Annotated in this window: 19 protein-coding genes; 11 read left to right on the top strand and 8 right to left on the bottom strand. The window is 42.2% G+C overall.

The features are described from left to right. Positions 1-121 precede the first annotated feature (121 nt). The gene (locus G1O98_RS28575; protein ID WP_163935230.1) at positions 122-1,093 is read right to left on the bottom strand and encodes a YegS/Rv2252/BmrU family lipid kinase; all 972 of its coding nucleotides are present in this window, start codon (positions 1,091-1,093) and stop codon (positions 122-124) included. A gap of 192 nt (positions 1,094-1,285) precedes the next feature. Here G1O98_RS28575 and G1O98_RS28580 point away from each other — a divergent pair, with 192 nt between their 5' ends. Continuing rightward, positions 1,286-1,708, top strand: coding sequence for a lysozyme inhibitor LprI family protein (locus G1O98_RS28580; RefSeq protein ID WP_163935232.1), 423 nt, complete (start codon positions 1,286-1,288; stop codon positions 1,706-1,708). Positions 1,709-1,884: 176 nt separating this feature from the next. Here G1O98_RS28580 and G1O98_RS28585 read toward each other — a convergent pair whose 3' ends face one another. Then, complete coding sequence (locus G1O98_RS28585; protein WP_163935234.1) at positions 1,885-2,562, bottom strand: response regulator transcription factor; 678 nt, start codon at positions 2,560-2,562, stop codon at positions 1,885-1,887. Positions 2,563-2,937: 375 nt separating this feature from the next. Between G1O98_RS28585 and G1O98_RS40265 the strand changes: the two genes are divergently transcribed. Next, complete coding sequence (locus tag G1O98_RS40265) at positions 2,938-3,123, top strand: phycobilisome rod-core linker polypeptide (protein ID WP_243458568.1); 186 nt, start codon at positions 2,938-2,940, stop codon at positions 3,121-3,123. Positions 3,124-3,635: 512 nt separating this feature from the next. Then, positions 3,636-4,187, top strand: coding sequence for a Uma2 family endonuclease (locus G1O98_RS28595; RefSeq protein ID WP_163935238.1), 552 nt, complete (start codon positions 3,636-3,638; stop codon positions 4,185-4,187). A gap of 42 nt (positions 4,188-4,229) precedes the next feature. On the opposite strand, the gene G1O98_RS28600 is transcribed toward G1O98_RS28595, so the two are convergent. Further along, on the bottom strand, positions 4,230-4,796 hold the full coding sequence (locus tag G1O98_RS28600; RefSeq protein WP_163935241.1) for a Uma2 family endonuclease: 567 nt from the start codon (positions 4,794-4,796) through the stop codon (positions 4,230-4,232). Positions 4,797-4,902: 106 nt separating this feature from the next. Here G1O98_RS28600 and G1O98_RS28605 point away from each other — a divergent pair, with 106 nt between their 5' ends. The 3 genes from G1O98_RS28605 (at position 4,903) to glgA (ending at position 9,854) form a co-directional block, all read left to right on the top strand. Further along, the gene (locus G1O98_RS28605; RefSeq protein ID WP_163935244.1) at positions 4,903-7,167 is read left to right on the top strand and encodes a PAS domain S-box protein; all 2,265 of its coding nucleotides are present in this window, start codon (positions 4,903-4,905) and stop codon (positions 7,165-7,167) included. 143 nt (positions 7,168-7,310) lie between these two features. After that, on the top strand, positions 7,311-8,282 hold the full coding sequence (hemC, locus tag G1O98_RS28610; protein ID WP_163935247.1) for a hydroxymethylbilane synthase: 972 nt from the start codon (positions 7,311-7,313) through the stop codon (positions 8,280-8,282). 132 nt (positions 8,283-8,414) lie between these two features. Then, positions 8,415-9,854, top strand: coding sequence for a glycogen synthase GlgA (gene glgA / locus G1O98_RS28615; RefSeq protein ID WP_163935250.1), 1,440 nt, complete (start codon positions 8,415-8,417; stop codon positions 9,852-9,854). Positions 9,855-10,173: 319 nt separating this feature from the next. Here the strand turns inward: glgA and G1O98_RS28620 are convergent, their stop codons facing one another. Beyond that, positions 10,174-11,472 carry a HEAT repeat domain-containing protein gene (locus G1O98_RS28620; RefSeq protein ID WP_163935253.1) on the bottom strand — a complete coding sequence of 433 codons (1,299 nt, stop codon included), beginning with the start codon at positions 11,470-11,472 and terminating at the stop codon, positions 10,174-10,176. 281 nt (positions 11,473-11,753) lie between these two features. Between G1O98_RS28620 and G1O98_RS28625 the strand changes: the two genes are divergently transcribed. From G1O98_RS28625 to G1O98_RS28635, 3 genes are all read left to right on the top strand, one after another. After that, entirely contained in the window at positions 11,754-12,554 is an 801-nt protein-coding gene (locus G1O98_RS28625; protein ID WP_163935256.1) for a DUF1838 family protein, read from the top strand. A 446-nt stretch (positions 12,555-13,000) separates the two neighbouring features. After that, positions 13,001-13,240 (top strand): hypothetical protein, encoded by a 240-nt coding sequence (locus G1O98_RS28630; protein WP_163935259.1) that lies wholly within the window; start codon positions 13,001-13,003, stop codon positions 13,238-13,240. Between the two features lie 32 nt (positions 13,241-13,272). Then, positions 13,273-14,178: a HEAT repeat domain-containing protein gene (locus G1O98_RS28635; protein ID WP_163935262.1), complete on the top strand. Its 906-nt coding sequence runs from the start codon at positions 13,273-13,275 to the stop codon at positions 14,176-14,178. 47 nt (positions 14,179-14,225) lie between these two features. Here the strand turns inward: G1O98_RS28635 and G1O98_RS28640 are convergent, their stop codons facing one another. The 4 genes from G1O98_RS28640 to G1O98_RS28655 all read right to left on the bottom strand — a co-directional run bounded on the left by G1O98_RS28640 (position 14,226) and on the right by G1O98_RS28655 (position 16,723). Beyond that, positions 14,226-14,834 (bottom strand): HEAT repeat domain-containing protein, encoded by a 609-nt coding sequence (locus G1O98_RS28640; protein ID WP_163935264.1) that lies wholly within the window; start codon positions 14,832-14,834, stop codon positions 14,226-14,228. Positions 14,835-15,065: 231 nt separating this feature from the next. Then, positions 15,066-15,560 (bottom strand): bleomycin hydrolase, encoded by a 495-nt coding sequence (locus tag G1O98_RS28645; RefSeq protein ID WP_012410161.1) that lies wholly within the window; start codon positions 15,558-15,560, stop codon positions 15,066-15,068. An 86-nt stretch (positions 15,561-15,646) separates the two neighbouring features. After that, a complete protein-coding gene (locus G1O98_RS28650; protein WP_163935266.1) occupies positions 15,647-16,204 on the bottom strand; it encodes a bleomycin hydrolase in 558 nt (185 codons plus the stop codon). A gap of 351 nt (positions 16,205-16,555) precedes the next feature. Continuing rightward, a complete protein-coding gene (locus G1O98_RS28655; RefSeq protein ID WP_041565510.1) occupies positions 16,556-16,723 on the bottom strand; it encodes an NblA/ycf18 family protein in 168 nt (55 codons plus the stop codon). A 302-nt stretch (positions 16,724-17,025) separates the two neighbouring features. On the opposite strand from G1O98_RS28655, the gene G1O98_RS28660 reads away from it, so the two are divergent. Both G1O98_RS28660 and G1O98_RS28665 read left to right on the top strand, forming a co-directional pair. Beyond that, positions 17,026-17,643, top strand: coding sequence for a phycobiliprotein lyase (locus G1O98_RS28660; protein ID WP_163935269.1), 618 nt, complete (start codon positions 17,026-17,028; stop codon positions 17,641-17,643). Continuing rightward, entirely contained in the window at positions 17,640-18,185 is a 546-nt protein-coding gene (locus tag G1O98_RS28665; RefSeq protein WP_114081197.1) for a hypothetical protein, read from the top strand. The genes G1O98_RS28660 and G1O98_RS28665 overlap by 4 nt, the downstream gene beginning before the upstream one ends. Positions 18,186-18,209: the final 24 nt, after the last annotated feature.

An 18,209-nucleotide genomic window follows, 5' to 3' on the forward strand; every position in this document is an offset into this window, starting at 1 on the left:
AGGGGGACAAGGGGACAAGGTGACAAAAGTTTAGAACTTACAACAAGTCTTTCCCCTTGTCCCCAGTTCTCCTTGTCCCCAAGTCCTCTTTCCCATTCCCCATTCCCCATTCCCAATTCCCTTACTCTTCTACCGTATCTTTCATCTCAATAGTCAAATTAGGGAGTCCTTCTAGTTTTTCAGTAGGCTCAACTTCTTCTACTAATGGCACAAAAATCTTCAACCCACCTGGTATGCACTTAATTTCTACTGGTGTTGTGCCGACTATTTCACCATCTAGAACAACCTTTTGCGGTGGCTCAGTTGTAATTTTAAATTGTTTGGCTCGCAGAAAGCCAATATCATCCCGTTCTACGGCGTTACCTGTAGAAGCCGTTTGGAATAGATGGAATGTAGCAGCGATCGCTCCTGCTTTGTTGGCTGGAGCTACAATCGTTAAATCTAGTAAGCCATCATCATAAACCAAACCTGCTGGCCCCTGAGCTAAGACTGAAGTGGGAGGCGCGGCATTTGCGACTGTGACTGCACAAGCACTAGTTTTAATAATCCTGTCTTCTGTTTCAATTTCAACATCAAATTTATGTAAGTTTCTCAGTTGCTGAATTCCAGCGAAAACGTAGGCCATCATTCCAAAGCGATTTTTGGCATCTCGGTCTGCCAATTCTACAGTTTCAGCTTCAAAGCCAATACCTGCCAAGAGTACCATTGGGCGATCGTTGCAATAGGCTACGTCTACATGACGGGTTCCTCCCTGCAAAATTGTTTCACACGCACCTGCGATCGTGTCAGGAATTCCCAAAGCTGTAGCAAAAGCGTTTGCTGTTCCTCTGGAAATGATGCCAAATGAAATATCAGTACCTACTAAAGCCGCCGCCGCTGCTGAGAGAGTCCCATCTCCCCCCGAAGCAATGATTGTATCTACCCCTCGCTCTACGGCTGCATAAGCTAGTTGATCTGCATCAATTTCTTGAGTTGTGAGATGAATATCTAGATCAATATCTGGCTCTAATATTGCTCGAATTTCTGCCAGTTCTATATCTGGGTCTCCCTGACCCGCAACTGGATTAAAAATAAGACAGGCGGAACGATTCATAAAATATAAAAGCTAAACTTTAGATCACTAAAATACCAATTTCTTTCTAGCATTCTTGTGAAATTTTGCCTTCCTTCTGACGGCTGGTTTATCTTTTGTAACAAGTTTATAATTCTTCGGCGTTGAAACATATCAATACTGCACATTTTGGTATCTTTTGTCTATACTTGCCTAAACAATAAAATTTTTGTCATGCGTCAATTATTACTAGTTTTGGCAAGTATGCTAACTCTTAGCAGTTTAGATACCCCTTCTATGACAATGGCAGGCACAACGCCTGATTTAACCCAGATTCGCCTAGTTCAAAAATTTAACTGCAATAATCCTCAAACTCAAGCAGCAATTAATGAATGTGCGAAGTTATCTTATCAGAATGCAGATAAAAGACTGAACCGAGCTTATCAACAATTGCTACCTACCTTAGAAAAATCTAGGAAACAGAAATTGATTACTGCACAACTTGCATGGTTAAAGTTTCGAGATACCAATTGTGAGTTTGAAAGAAGTAAATATGAGGGAGGGAGTATTGCCCCTAGTATTTATGCTGGGTGTCTAGAAAATCTCACAAAATTGCGTACCCAAGAATTACAAGAATATCTTAAATCTGACCCTTAAGTACCTTAAATAGAGTATTTCACAAATTCGTAGCGAAAAAAACTGAAACCTCTGCGAGCCTCTGTGCTACTCTGCGTTGAAAAAAATAATATTTTTAAACTCAGAGTCAAAGCAAACAAAGCAGAGTTTTTGCTAATAGCTGAAATCTTCTCAAGTGGTCTATATAATACAACATTTTATTCGAGTTGTTTAAGACGGTAGCCAATACCATGAACTGTTTCAATAAAATCTTCAAAAGCTCCGGCTGCTTTGAGCTTCTGACGCAGGCTTCTGAGATGAACTTTCACAGCATGTTCTTCTGGAGGTGACTCTAGCGACCAAATATGTTCAATAATTACGCTGCGACTAAGGACACGACGACCATTTCGTAGCAATAACTCTAATATGCCGTACTCTTTTGGGGTTAAATGTAGCATATTTTTCCCATAACTCACATCATAAGTGCTGGGGTTGAGGTGCAGATTGCCCCATTCCAAAATCGGTGGCGATGAAACGTTACCCCGACGAAGCAAGGCGCGAATTCGGGCAAATAGTTCTTGCAAATCCACTGGTTTAACGACATAATCATCAGCTCCCGCATCGAGTCCGGTAATTTTATCGCTAACGGTATCACGCGCAGTAAGCATGAGAACCGGCATACTGTAGCTGTGCGATCGCAACCGATGGCATAAACTAATTCCATCTAGCTCTGGTAACATCACATCAAGCAGCAGCAAATCATAATCCAGCATTTTGGCTTGATTCCATCCAGCCTCACCATCTGTCACCACATCAACCATATAACGCTGGTCTGTAAGGGCTTCTGCTAAAGTCTCGGCAAGGCGTACATCATCTTCAACTAAGAGAATTCGCATAATTTTTTTTTAACCATACAACTTATGTTTAAAACTATCTGTGGACTCCCATTGATAAAATATTGCAAAAAGTAACAATTTCTAGTTTTCGTTGCTTCTTTCCGATTTCTTTACCATTTCATGAGTGATTTCCTTACTTTTTATATGTAATTTTCTATTCTATGTAGGTTTTTAATAACCTCCTTTAGACGTTCCGAAAGAACTCTATGTTTAGCCAGGAGATTTTCAGAAAATGACTTTTGGGCAAAGTTCACATTGAGGTGTCAGCCTGTTTGAAGACAATCACTCAACTGGAGGAGTACCTGGTTATTCAGCAGAAGAACTTGAGGTTATTATCAGGCTTATATATAGACAGGTTTAGGAAATACGTATGTGATGGAAAACGAACGGCTCACTGTGCCTGAGTCACAGTTTAAGCGGAGCGAAATCAGCATCCGTAAATTTATCCGTCTGGCAGCAAAGTCAGAGTTATATACTTCCCGGTTTTTCAGCAATTATCCTCGTTATCGGGCAATTGAGTTTAACTTTAGGCATTTGCTCGGTCGCGCTCCACTTAACTGAAAAAGGCTGAATAGACGATTAAGCGTTTATTTACGCCTTTGTGCGAGCTAAAAAAATGCTTTATGCAAGAAATCTATTTATCCAAAAATCGATGTAACTAATTGCATTCATCTCAAATTATTTGAAGCAAAACAATGTTGCCGCCACAAGCACATAAAAAGCTCCAATGTTGGATAAGAAGCCGTCATTTAATATGTTCCGGTCACTTTTTTATATTTGAAACTATAGACTATTCTTGCGTTGATAGATTTACTGACTGTATAGCCGCTCTAGGAGGAACATTAATTTCTGTTGAGCCGATTGACAAAATTTGGATGGGCGACCATCGACAGGTTCTTCTTTATCGTGTCAAAGCCAGTTTGTTTACACCTTGTCATCAGTTAAGGCAATACTGGTTTAAGTATGGTGGTTTGTACACTAGATTTGATAAAAATTGTTAATTTGCTTTGATTTATAGCGACTTATATAATTACGTTAATACGTATGTTATTAGGTAATAAAAAATTGTCTCTATGACCGTAACTCCAGTTAAGTGGACAATAGATGAATATCACCAGATGATTGCAGCAGGTATACTAGATGATCGGCGTATAGAACTACTAAAGGGAGAAATAGTAGAAATGCCACCGAAAGGAGAACCTCATGCCTACTTCAGCAGTGAAGCTGAGGAGTATCTGATTCAACTTTTAGACAATCGTGCCACAGTTCGCCCTAGTAAACCGATTACCCTTCCTAACAATTCTGAACCTGAGCCTGATATTGCTGTTGTACAAAGATTGAGACGTGAATATTTAGAATATCATCCCTATCCTGAAAATATCTTTTGGTTGATCAAATATTCGGATTCTAGCTTAGATAAGGACTTACAAATAAAAACTAAAGTCTATGCTGAAGTAGAAATTCCTGAGTATTGGGTAGTTAATCTTAGAAAGCGACAACTTATAATATTTAGATATCCTCAAGATGGAGATTATGCTTCAAAAACCACATTAACTGGAGGTACAATTTACCCACAAGCATTTCCGGATTTGGCTATATCAGTAAGTTTCATTGTGAGTATTTAGAACTAGAAACCGATTATTTAGCGGTAATTCTAATATATATTCTCACTCTGCTTTCATCTTTAACCATCCAAATACTTGTTCTACTGTCAACTCTAAATCAACACCATCTAGAACAGTCAATCTATCTTCTCTATGACAAAATTCTGGTTGTTGATGTGGTTTAAATATGAGAACTGAGCGATCATCAGGATCAATCAACCATCCTAGCTGACAACCATATTTTAGGCAGTGTAAAATATGATTGGTAACTCGATTAGAACTTTGATCTGGAGAAAGAATTTCAATTGTCCAGTTTGGAGCAATTAACACATCATCTACAGGTTCTCCGTTATCGTCAAACTCAATTTGTTGCCAACGAATAACCGCTACATCTGGAACAATTGAGCGACCACCAAAGGTACAACGCAACTCTGGAAAAGCATAAGCGATTTGCTTTTCCTCTGTGACTTCATTAATCCCATTAATCAACTTACCCTGAAGTCGGGAGTGGCGAGTTTTCGGCATTGGTTTCTGGATAATCTCACCATCAATATAAATACTTGCAGGCTTTGTTTCTGGTAACTTCAGAAATTCTTCTAGGGTTAGGGATGCAGATTTTGCAACACTCATGATTTCTGCCACTCCGAAAGTCCTACATCCAGTTTATCAACGTTCGGAACTAATGGATGAGCAGAAAACAGTAAACTAAATCAGATGCCTGTAATTTTTCTTATCCATGCCCGATTTTAGTATTATCAATCTCGCTCCAATCGGTGTTGGCTTTAGCATTATTGCATTAGGGATAATTTACTATTTTCTCAACCTAGAAGTAACTAGAAGGCAACGAGCAGAAGTGATCCTGCGGCAACAAACTGAGCGGGAACGGTTGGTAAACCAGATTGCTCAACATATTCGTGAGTCTTTGGAGTTAGAGGAGGTTCTGACTACCACAGTTTCAGAAGTGCGCGAGTTTCTTCAAGCAGATCGGGTGTTAATTTATCGCCTTTGGGAAGATGGGACGGGTAGCGCAATTACTGAAACAGTTTTACCTGAATATACAAGAATTTTAGGAGAAACCTTTCCAGAAGAAGTGTTTCCGAGAGAATATCACCAAGCGTATTCATTGGGGAAAACCCGCGCGATCGCTAATGTTGAACAAGTTGATATCGAATTATGCTTGGCAGACTTTGTAAAACAGTTCGGTGTCAAAGCCAAGTTGGTAGTGCCAATTCTCCAAGAGAATCGGGAAGCAGATAAACAACGCGATCGCCAAACTCCTGCTTCTGCACCTTATCTTTGGGGCTTATTGATTGCTCATCAGTGCGATCGCACCCGTGTATGGGAATCTTGGGAAATTGAATTGATGAAGCAACTTGCAACCCAGGTGGCGATCGCTATTCAACAATCAGAACTTTACAAGCAGCTACAAACACTCAATGCTGAATTAGAACACCGCGTTCAACAACGGACTCAAGAGTTAGCCAAAGCTAATGTCTCTCTCAGAGCAGAAATAGCTGAACGTCAACGCACCCAAGCAGCATTGCAAGCTTTGATTACTGCCTCTCCTCGTGCTATTTTCACACTTGATTTAGAAGGGAATGTGAAAATCTGGAATCCGGCTGCTGAACGGATGTTTGGCTGGACAGAGGCGGAGGTAATCGACCATCCTAACCCAATTTTTTTAGACGATCAATTAGAAGAATACAACACTCTGCAAGAAAGTATATTACAAGGAACAACTTATACCAGAGTGGAATTGCGCCGCTTTAAAAAAGATGGCACTGCGATCGATATAGTTTTCTCCGCCGCTCCTTTGCATGATAGTGACGATAGTATCAACGGTATGGTGGCAGTGATTGCTGATATCACACACCAAAAGCAGCAGGAAGAACAGGTAAGGTTGCTGCAATCTGTGGTTGTAAATACAAATGATGCTGTAGTGATCACTGAGGCTCAACCTGTTGGCGAACCGGGGCCAAATATTATCTATGTTAATGAAGCATTTACCCGAATCACAGGTTACAGCCTGCAAGAAGTTTTAGGTAAAACGCCCCGTATCCTTCAAGGAGCAAAAACAAGTCGGGCGGAACTAGATAAAGTTTGGACTGCTCTTTCTCGTTGGGAAACAGTTACCGTTCAGGTAATTAACTACCGCAAAGACGGCTCGGAATTCTGGAATGAATTTAGCATTGTCCCCGTAGCCGATCAAAATGGCTGGTATACCCACTGGATATCAGTACAACGTGACATTACAGGGCGCAAGCGGTTAGATGAAATTCGGATGGCGCTAGAGCGAGAGAGAGAACTTAGTGTGCTGAAAACACGTTTTTTCTCAATGGCATCTCACGAGTTTCGTACACCTCTAAGTACTGCCTTAGTAGCGGCTCAATTGCTAGAAAGCTGTCAGGATGAATGGGATAACTCTTCTAAGCGACTGAGAAACTTGCAGAGAATTCAACTCTCTGTCAAAAATATGGTTCAAATATTAGATGATATTTTAACCATTAACCGAGCCGAAACTGGAAAACTAGAATTTAATCCTAAACTCCTAGATTTAGAAGAATTTTGCAGTGATTTTGTCGAAGAAATGCGCCTAAGTACTGGTGAGAGGCACACACTTAGCTTTGTTTGCCAAGGAAAAGCTGTTCCTGCCTCAGTAGATGAAAGGTTGTTGCGTTCTATTCTCTCTAATTTACTGCTGAATGCGATTAAATATTCTCCTGAAGGGGGGAATGTTCATCTTAGTCTGGAGTTTAAATCAGATACGGTGATTCTCCAGGTGAAAGATCGGGGTATTGGGATTCCGTTAGCGGATCAAAAGCAGCTGTTTGAGCCGTTTCATCGTGGCAAAAATGTCAAAAGCATTCCTGGTACTGGATTAGGATTGGTAGTGGTGAAAAAGTGTGTGGACTTACACCAGGGTCATATTAACATCACTAGTGAAATAGGAATTGGTACAACTTGTGCGATCGCTCTTCCACTAAAAGATAAGTCTAATTAGTATTGTTCGAGATTCCTCAAACCAGCTTTTGGTAAAGAATTGTAATCCAAAATCCAAAATCTAAAACCCAAAATTCTTATGAGTCCCTGACTACGGTAGTCTAGATGAGAGTGAATTTATCGCCTCCTTTGATATATAGTTTTATGACTTCAGTTGTTTCTAGTCCCCCACGTACTATTCGGATCGGCTCGCGTAAAAGCCAACTTGCTCTGGTTCAGACCTATTGGGTACAAGCGCAACTCCAAAAAAGCTTTCCTGATATCACTTTTGAAGTCCACACCATGTCTACCCAAGGCGACAAAATCCTTGATGTAGCATTAGCTAAGATTGGCGATAAAGGACTTTTTACTAAAGAACTTGAAGTTGGAATGCTCAATCAAGAGATTGACTTTGCGGTTCATTCCCTTAAGGATTTGCCGACTAACTTACCAGAAGGATTGACACTGGCAGCAATTACTGAACGCGAAAATCCAGCCGATGCTTTAGTTGTGCATGAAAAGCACAAAGATAAACAAATCGATACTTTACCCGAAGGTGCAGTAATTGGGACATCTTCGCTGCGGCGGTTAGCACAGTTACGCCACCACTTCCCCCACTTTACTTTTAAAGATGTGCGGGGAAACTTAATTACACGATTGGCAAAACTGGATGCAGGCGAATACGATGCCTTAATTTTGGCAGCCGCAGGATTAGAAAGATTGGAAATGAGCGATCGCGTTCATCAAATTATCCCCAAAGAAATCTCCCTCCACGCCGTTGGACAAGGTGCATTAGGGATAGAATGTCGTGCTGATGATAGTGAATTGCTCACTCTACTCAAAGCCATCGAACATCCTGCAACACGCGATCGCTGTCTCGCCGAACGTTCTTTTCTACGCTCTTTAGAAGGCGGATGTCAAGTACCTATTGGTGTAAATACAGAAATATCTGGTGATAATTTGACCTTAACAGGCATAGTTGCCAGTATAGATGGTCAAAAGTTGGTAAAAGATACCGTCACTGGAATTGCCAACAATGCCGAAGCGTTAGGCACAGAACTAGCAGAGTTATTACGGCAACAGGGAGCGCAAGAAATTTTATCAGAAATTTTTGCGGTCATTCAACGCGGTTCCTAAGCAATTGGGCAAGCCGATGTGATTAGATAAGAATTGATCGTCGTTGTACCAAAGACGCGACAAATTGCGTTGGTCACGATCATCAAGTTAATTTGACAATTTATAGACAGAATCGGGGAAGCAAAAATTACCATGCGGATTCTATTTGTTGCAGCAGAAGCAGCACCCATTGCCAAAGTAGGAGGAATGGGTGATGTTGTTGGGGCATTACCCAAATTTCTGAGAGAAATGGGGCATGATGTGCGGATATTCTTGCCTTACTATGGCTTCCTGCCAGACAAAATGGAAATTCCCAAAGAACCTATCTGGCGGGGGTCTGCCATGTTCCAGGAATTTGCTGTTTATGAAAGCGTTCTGCCTGGTACTGATGTTCCCTTGTACTTATTTGGACATCCCGTCTTCCTGCCTCGCCGCATTTATTCTGGAGATGATGAAGACTGGCGGTTCACTTTCTTTTCCAATGGTGCAGCCGAGTTTGCCTGGAATTACTGGAAACCAGAAATTATCCATTGTCATGACTGGCATACGGGAATGATTCCGGTGTGGATGCACCAAGATCCAGATATCACCACAGTGTTTACGATTCATAACTTGGCTTATCAAGGGCCGTGGCGTTGGTATTTAGAAAAAATTACTTGGTGTCCTTGGTATATGCAAGGACACAACACAATGGCCGCAGCAGTACAATTTGCCAATAAGGTAAATACAGTTTCGCCCACTTATGCCGAGCAAATCAAGACAGCCGCTTATGGTGAAACCTTAGAAGGTTTGCTGTCCTTTATTAGCGGTAAGTTATCTGGGATTATCAACGGGATTGATACCGAAGTTTATAATCCCGAAAATGACAAATATATTGCCCAAACCTTCACTGCTGATACTTTAGATAAACGCAAGGCTAATAAAATTGCTTTGCAAGAAGAAGTAGGATTAGAAGTCAATTCTAAAGCCTTTTTAATTGGGATTGTTACCCGATTAGTGGAACAAAAAGGCATTGATTTGATATTGCAAATCCTCGATCGCTTTCTATCTTATACAGATGCACAGTTTGTTTTGTTGGGAACAGGCGATCGCTACTATGAAACTCAGATGTGGCAATTAGCATCTCGTTTTCCTGGACGCATGGCAACTTACTTACTGTATAACGATGCCCTGTCCCGTCGGATCTACGCTGGTACTGACGCTTTCTTAATGCCTAGTCGTTTTGAACCATGCGGTATTAGCCAAATGATGTCTTTGCGCTACGGTTCTGTGCCCATTGTCCGCCGCACAGGTGGATTAGTTGACACCGTAAGCCATCACGACCCCGAAAATGCCGCAGGTACTGGTTATTGCTTTGACCGCTATGAACCGCTAGACCTTTTCACTTGTATGATCCGAGCTTGGGAAGGCTTCCGTTTCAAACCGCAATGGCAAGAACTACAAAAACGGGGCATGAATGAAGATTTTAGTTGGTATAAATCTGCTAAAGAGTACGTCAAGTTGTACAGGTCAATTTATGGTTTGCCAGAAGAAGAGGAGACAGCAAAACCAGAGTTAGTGTTAAACGAAGCAGTTACCACTAGTAAATCCTAAACTGGCAGGGGCGTACATTTCTGCGTCCCTAGCATTTATGACTAGTGAGTTCCACGAACCTCTCCCTACCTTGAACTAAAGTTCAAGTCTGTCCCTCTCCGACTCGGAGCTACGGTGTACACACAAGTCTTATAAAGTTGTCTAACAGTGTTTCGATCCCCCCTAACCCCCCTTAAAAAGGGGGGAAATTTCTTCAAGTCCCCCTTTTTAAGGGGGATTTAGGGGGATCAGATGATTTGTGTGTACACGGTAGCCGACTCGGAGAGGGAAGGTTTTACTTAGTAAAGCCAGGGAGAGGTCTTTTCATTCAGCTAATTAGTTAGACAATATAAGCCGTCGAATTCATATATTGATTACTCGTCGCTTTCGCTCTAATTAACCAGTCACCATCATTAGCGCAAATTTGCCGACCAGAGGAATCTCCTAAGCGGTCTAGCGCCAATAAACAAGCATATTTTAAATCCCAAATAGGGGTATTGAGGCAAATTTTGATTTCAGGAATTGCTCGTGCATTACCCAATTCACCAAGAGCGATCGCACACGCCGCACGAGATTTCTGAAACTGAGGTTCGCGGTTGTGCAGGTTTTCTATTAACAAATCGTAGGCGGGAGCATATTTCAGCCAACCGAAAAGTTTCATGACATGATAATGAGCGCCATAATCGTTATATGCTTTATCCCCATAAGTTGTTAAAAGTGCTTGGGGTGCTTCTTGGGGATAGATATCTAGTAAAGTTTTTGTCGCCAAATAGCAGCGTCCAAAATCAGTTTCGTAGAGTTCATTAATGACAAAATCTAATACAGGGGTCGCGTCATACTCATGTACTAAATCAAGGTCGTTAGGATGATCGTAAAGTACTTTTTCTAAGTAAGGTTGAATTTCTGTAAAGGTAATTTCACCACTGGGAACGCCTGCATCCAAAAGCATTCGCAATCCTCGCAAGCGAAACACCAAAGATACAGGACAACGAGCAATTTCTGGGATGGCTTTGTAGTAGCGTGCATCAATCAAGTCTTGAATGCAACCGCGCCGTGAATTGACGCTAGAACTTTGCAGCAGCGCCATCACCTCAGTGATTTGGGAGTAGTCACCGCTAAAACGACAAACTGTAGCGATCGCAGCACTACGCGTAGGTTCGTCTTCAGCTTGAGTAAATTTATTTACACGTTCTAGAGATGGCTGATAGTCAGCATTCGCTAAAGTGTGAATAATAACTCGATAAATTTGACCCGGTTTATCCAGTAGTTGCGCCACTTCTTCAAGAATTTCTGGATCTTTAGTCCCGATTTCTCCGATCGCCCACACAGTATTTTCAACAGTATAAATATCATCATCTTTAAGACACTGCCGAATTACAGGTAAAGCTGATTCAGCCTGCAATCGCCCCAGGCTTTCCACAGCCTTGCGTCGGACAATACGATGGTCTAACTCATCAGGATTACTATTTTCAATCGCTCGTACCAAAGCCGCGATCGACTGTTCAGTGGGATAATTAATCAGATGGGAAACAGCAATATACTTATCAGAAGCGTCTTCGAGTTGTTCTAATGGTGTATCGATAATTGCGATCGCTTGTTCTTCTGTTAGCCCAAACATTTTAAAAAAACGTTTATCCATTGATCTATAAATGGCTAGTGGATAATTGCTCAGAGTTCATGTTTACTATCGTACTAGGGACTGGGGACTGCAAAATTTTTTTGTGTAAGCTCTGTTAGATGAACGTTGCTATGTCTAGCGACAAACCGCTTTGCATCTTCGTAGTCATTTTAAAATGATAAGAGTCCTATAAGACTCATATTTAATTTTTGCGAAGTTACGTACAACAAAAAAGTCTTTTTTCCCGTTGCCTATTGCCTTTTAAGCCAAATTAGTTCACAAATAAAAGCGGATGCTTATATATGAATGATTATTCAGATGATTATGAATTTAATAACCTCGATTTTTACAGAAAAAATCATGGGTTACAGCTTTATTACAACTGGTCTGGGGAAATTTGGTGGCAAGAAACACCAGACAAGCCAAAAGAAAAATTGTTTTCTATTATTGGGATGAATGCTACCAAAGTATTTCTCAAACCCGATCCTGAACATGGCGAAGTCGGGTATCGCATCAATAGAGAGTTGGGTTTATTTTGCGATCCAGATACTCAAGAAATTCTGCACTTTTGGAAGTCACCAACAGCAAGTCAACCAGTACCAGTAGTTCACATTGCTAACCGCATTGTCCAAGGTTCAGTCAAACCAAAGAAATTTGTTATACCCAAAGGCAAGGGATATATTACCTCGGTTATGGAAATCCCTTTAGAATACCCACATCCTTTAGCAGGAGATAGTAAATATTTAGATTATTGCCCTGGAGAAAAGTTTAAGGGAGTTGAATACTTTATATCAAATACCTGCCGACCTGATGCCACTGAAGTCCCTCCGGCAAAATGGGCGAGAGACTGTCCTTGGTTGCCCTGGATGAAGTTAGGTTATGCTCATCCAGCTAAATTAAGATTTGAAACAACAATATTTAGAGTAGATTCTTTTGAGCAGCTTCATCCTAGCTTGGTCGAGTTGGTAAGGAAAAAAGTACCAATTTATGAGTTCACGCCAACAGAAAGTGACGAACCAAATGTGACGAGCATTCAATACTTTAAGAAAAATTTTGAATCCTACTTGCGAGGAGATATTTTCCCATTAGAGGAAACATCTTAAAATAATGGGGAATGGGGAATGGGAATTGTGCGATCGTAAATAGACCATGCTGTAGGGGCACAGCATTGCTCATTGGTGTCAACTTAAGCCCTGGCAAATGGAATTCACGGCTATACAGGCAAAGTTCGCCTCCTCGGACTAAAGTCTAATTAAGGTTTTGAAACCCACGAAGGTGGGTTTTGTTTGTGTAAAAGCGGTTTCTAACCGCCCGTTTCGCGTTAAGTTGACTTTTGAAGATTTCTATCAAAAAGCTTTACCAGTGGTAACGCGATCTGAGAAGATCGGAATATATGCATTTGTCAGCGACTAGTTGAGTTACCTCTTGCCAATCGTGCAATTTCATGTATCTGCTAAGTGCTGATCTTTAGCAAGTAACCAAATATAAACGATAGTCGAACACTAACTACACATCATTCATATAAACACGCATTTAGGAAACAAAAGTTATGGATGAAACCTCAGAATTCACAACAACCGATAACATAACTCCTCAAGATGTCGCCGAAGTGATTGCAGAACTTGAGCTATATCGGGAACGTCTAGTTCAAGAAACTACAGAAACAGCAAAACGGGCGAAGTTGATGAGGGTAAATGTTATGGCACAACTGGAGCCGGAGCTTGCCAAAATTGATTCTGCCCTCCAGGAACTGCGTAATCAGCAAGCTGCTCTGAGCGTCAATAACTAGTAATCATTTTGATAATTTAGCTAGAAGTCATAATGCTCGACTCCAAAACTCAATCCGGGGAAGATTCGTTACATCTTTCCCAGGCAGAAACCGATGCAATACTAGCAGCAGTTAATGAGCAATTAGGCTTAAACTCCTTCAACCCTGATGATCAAGAGCTACTCAAGCAAATGATTGAGAGTATGGGAGACTCACGGGGGATGGTTAGGTTGAGTTTTGCAGAGGCGCTGGGTAAAGTCGGTAAACCAGCGACCCCTTTGTTAATGGAAGCTGTGGCAAATCACCCCAACCCAGTTGTCCGCAGAGCCAGCGCCAAAACCCTGACACTGATTGCCGATCCGATCGCAGTTCCCACCTTGGTTAATGCCCTTCTAAATGATGAAGATACGGTAGTCAAAACTTCGGCGGTGGGGGGACTTGCCAAAATCGGCGAGGCAGCTGTGCCAGCATTGTTGAAAATCTTAGCGTCAACAGAGTATCCAGAAAGTGCTAAAGGACATGCTGTGTGGGCGCTGGGATTTATCGGGGCAGAGGCGAAGGAGCATTTATATCGAGAAATTAACTCAGACTCAGCTGATGTTCGTGCTGCGGTGGTGGGTGCGATCGCTAAAATTGCTGAAGAAGGTACTGAAGAAGGAGCATTTGACATTCTAGTGAACGCTCTCACCGATTCATCCCTAATGGTGCGGTGTGAAGCGGCATCTGCTTTGGGCAGTCTGGCTTATCAACCCGCGATTCCTAATTTAGTTGAGTTACTGCATCATCCAGATTGGGAAACTCGGAAAGCGGCGGCTCTGGCATTAATGAAAATTGGCGATCGCACTGCCTTAGAACCCCTGCAAGCCGCATTAACCCAAGAAGAGGAAGCAGGAGTTCAGGCGGTAATCAAGTTAGCGATTTCTCAAATTGAGAGACAGTTAGAAGAAGATTCTTGGTAATAAACCCTATTGGAATTGATGAAGGTAGTTGTATTTAAGAGCGATCGCTATCCTCTTTTATAATTAATCACCTGATCTAATCGGGGCAAAGCACTCACTGCTGATTCACGAACATAGGGATCGGCAGATTCATCATTAGTTAATGCTGTCAACACTTCCACTCCCCGCATATCACCCATCGAACCCAGTGCATTAACAATCGCTACAGCCAGGGCAACATTATCTATTGTTTTCAGAGCCTCAGCCAGAATTTCAAAGGCAGGAGAACCAATTTCACCCAGTGCCATTACTGATGCAATATAGACAACGGCATTTGGATCATTGAGCGCTGTTTTTAATCCCTCTAACCCCTCAACTGGGAAAGGAACATCGGGATGGTTAGCAGCAACCTGTGCCAGAGCCTTAGCACAACTACCCCGAATGGTTGCATTCTCGCTATTTATTAATGAATCTACCAATGATGGGACAGCATCTGTACCAATAGCACCCAGTGCCTTAACAGCAGCACGACGGTAAGTCACATCTTCTTCATCCAAAATACCCATCAAGCGAGAAATCGTATTTTCATCACGAACATCAGCCAGTTCCCACATGGCTCGTTCTCGCAGATTAGGGTTGGGGTGTTTTAACTGTTCAAATAATGAATCTATTGTCATAAAATAAAATTTTTCCGTTGAAATCCCCCAAGTTCGATCATGAATTACGAATTACGTTAGCGCAGCGTTAGCGACGCAGGAGCGTCATTACGAACTACGAATTAAAAATTAGTAACAACTGAGGGACTCTTGATCAATCACTCAACCAGATACAGGCAAAGCAACAGATTGAGAGTCCCTGAGTTTTAGAGTATGACGATCGCTCGTCTACGTCTAGTCAAATCCTATTACTTATGAAAGGGAGTTGATTACGTAGTCGAGAAGAGCGCGGAACTCACCTAATGCTTGAGGAGACAAGTCACGAGGAGAACAAGCGCGATCGCGAGTGTAAGTCAACGCAGTAACGTAGGGAGCAGTAGGTAGACCCAAAGAGCGGTAAACTTCACGAGCGCCTGCAATACCCCACTCATCCAGAGGACCAGTACCGCCCACAACTAAGCTGTAGTTGATCAAGCGTAGGTAGTGCTTGATGTCGCGGAAGCACTTGTCTTTTTTAACTTGAGTGTCGCCAGCTTCACCTTCTTGGGTCAAGTAAGGATATTTCTTAAAAGCAGCATCATAAGCTTCTTTAGCGACTGCATCAATACCAGCAGCCAACTTTTCAGCAGCTTCTAAACGAGCGCTAGCACGTTGAATGCTACCTTGAACGGATTCTAGATCAGAGGTGGTTGGAAAACGACCTGCTGCATCAGCAGATCCAATAACCGTAGTGATAACTGATTTCATTGCTTTTTATACTCCAGATTAGATGTGATCGGGTTTTGTATTTCAGTTGGCTTGACTAATAGGCTTAAGACATTAGCGATTAGCAATTAGCTCAGAGCAGAAATAACGCGATCGAAGTAGCTAGCAGCTTCAGCAGCTAGAGCAGAGCAGTCGCCTTGAGGAGTGTCAATCTTGCGGAATCTTTTGCCAGCGTTAGCTTCAGTATTGGTGTTGGTGATGTGAGCAACGCTGATAGCCTTCAGGATTTGGAAAGCACGTACAGAAGATCCAGTAGGTACGCCCAAAGCTGTGTAGGTTTCTTTCAGACCGTTCAAAGCGCGATCGTCTAATACAGAAGAATCGCCAGCCAATAATGCATAAGTTACATAGCGCAGAACGATTTCAGCATCACGTAGGCAAGCAGCCATCCGGCGAGTGGGGTACAAGTTACCACCAGCTTGAAGCAAACCTGTGTTTTCACAAGCAATACCAGCAATGGCATCAGAAACTGCACAGCTAGCGTTGCTGGCGATCGCATTCACAGCATCAAGGCGCTTGTTGCCTTCAGCAATGAAAGACTTAAGGGCTGCTAAGTCAGCACCACCGATAGGAGCGGTTTTGGCATCAGCCGCAATTACAGCTCTGGAAAAAGCATCAAGAACCATGAGTTCTCCTTAATATTCACAAATGGCGGATATTATTTCTGGCGTGTTCTCGATCAGAATTAACTGCGAGTAGCCAAACAAAAACATAGGGGATCAATAGTGCCCTAGTCTTTACTATGAGAGAGAAAGTAATAATCTGTAATATTTAATTTGGGTATTGGGAGAGGTACAGGGAAGAGGGCAGGGTGCAAGGAGGAGAATTAAAAATTACTTCTTTCCCTTCTTTCCCCTCTGCCGCCTGTTCCATTGCTCTCTGCCTCTTCCAATGCCTAAAAAATTAAGACTTACGCATTTCAACGGAACTTTGCCACTGCGTAAGTCTTAAGGAAGGATATTCTTTTTTTTACTTTATCAAGCTTGTTTTAGCAGATGTTTGACCAAATTATCTTTTACCATCATCTGCCGTAAAACTTCTAACAAAAATTCTTGAGCTTCTTGTTGGCTCAAACTCTTTACCTGATCTTTCAAGTTTTGTAAGCGAAATTGTTGCTCTAATGTTAATTCGACTGGGAAATCCATCATTCACTCCTCTGATTGACTGAATCGAAGGTATCTGTTGTTACTAGTAATGTGAAGACGATCGCTTTCAACTATTTTAGCACTCAGATATTAAACTGTCTACATTGTCAAGCTATAAAGAATAGCCATTATAAAAATTTACAATTGTGTAACAACATCTCTATCTAACCCTTTGTAGGGAGTTTCTTGAAGCTGATCGCTAATAGCTGTAATGTTTAGAATGTTTATATACCAATAACTGTAAAAAGAAAAAACACGTATAACATCATCCGCAGGAGTCATAAGTAGGAGTCAGAAGATTGATAGACGCAATGGAATTTTTTCAGCTAAGTGCTGGTAAGTGGCGATCGCAACGAGCAACTCATCATCTGGCGTTCAAGCGCTCAGAGACGGGAGAATCGGATATACAAGTAGAAACTCTGGAAGCCAATCATCCAGAAATTATTGAACTGTGCCAGTATCATGAAATTGACCCCAGCCTTTCAGTAGGAGGGTCACGTGTGCGTTGGCTAGGCACAATGGCTTGGGATAGAGAGAACGAAGAGAACCATCAGGGAAAAACTATATTTGCGATCGTGCCTGATGAGGATAACCCAAGGGCTGGCAAATTACTGCGCGAAAGAGGCTATGCCGAAATTGTGCCTGTAGTCGGTCTTTTTCACATGGATGATGAAGATGGACTAGTGTTGACAACCGAATACGAAACAATGAGTTCCATTGAGAGGTTCTGGTTTGCCAGCCCAAATATGCGACTGCGAACCAGTACAGTAAAACGGTTTGGTGGCTTCAGTACGGCATCGTTTTGTACTGAAAGCCGCATCGAAAGTTCTGTTGAAGTTTCCGGCACCGAACAGGTAACAGAAAGACTTGGGCAGGATATTCTAGAAAAAAAACAGTTTTATTCAGTTCTGGGTTGGTGAATTATCTCAAGCAAAGTGATGCTTTTACTCGTGGGCAAGATTATCTGCATCGGGTGCAGAGACTTGCCCTAGAGCCGGGGATGGTGGATGTGTTCGATAACCTGCGCGATCGCATCCCCATTTGTACTTGGATTGGCGAAAATATTAACACCGTAAACGCTCAGATCAACGCCTACTTAGAGGTTTGTCATGAGTGCTTTCATCCGCAAGAGCGTCGCCACATCCAAATTTTTGCAGTCCCCATAGCTCAATCTTTTGGTATAGACGGGCTGTGCAACATTCTCACAAATCCAATCACTATTCTGGTAGATGTTGGTCGAGTTGCACCTAAAGACTGGTTTGGTGTAGTCGTCCATGAATATGCCCATGCCCATCTAGGAGACTTTGGTCACAATCAGCAGTTTGCTAGCATCCTATCTCATCTATGTTTAGGACTGGGATTAGAACCACCCTACTGGGAGGAAGGAATGGAAGCAACTTTGCGTAGCTGGCCTTACTGTAAGTCAACCATAGATCCGCTGGAATTTTGGATCGGGCGGTGAAGGGGGCAGGCGGCCGGGGGCCAG

The organism is Nostoc sp. UIC 10630, from assembly GCF_010747425.1.
Lineage (GTDB): Bacteria > Cyanobacteriota > Cyanobacteriia > Cyanobacteriales > Nostocaceae > Nostoc.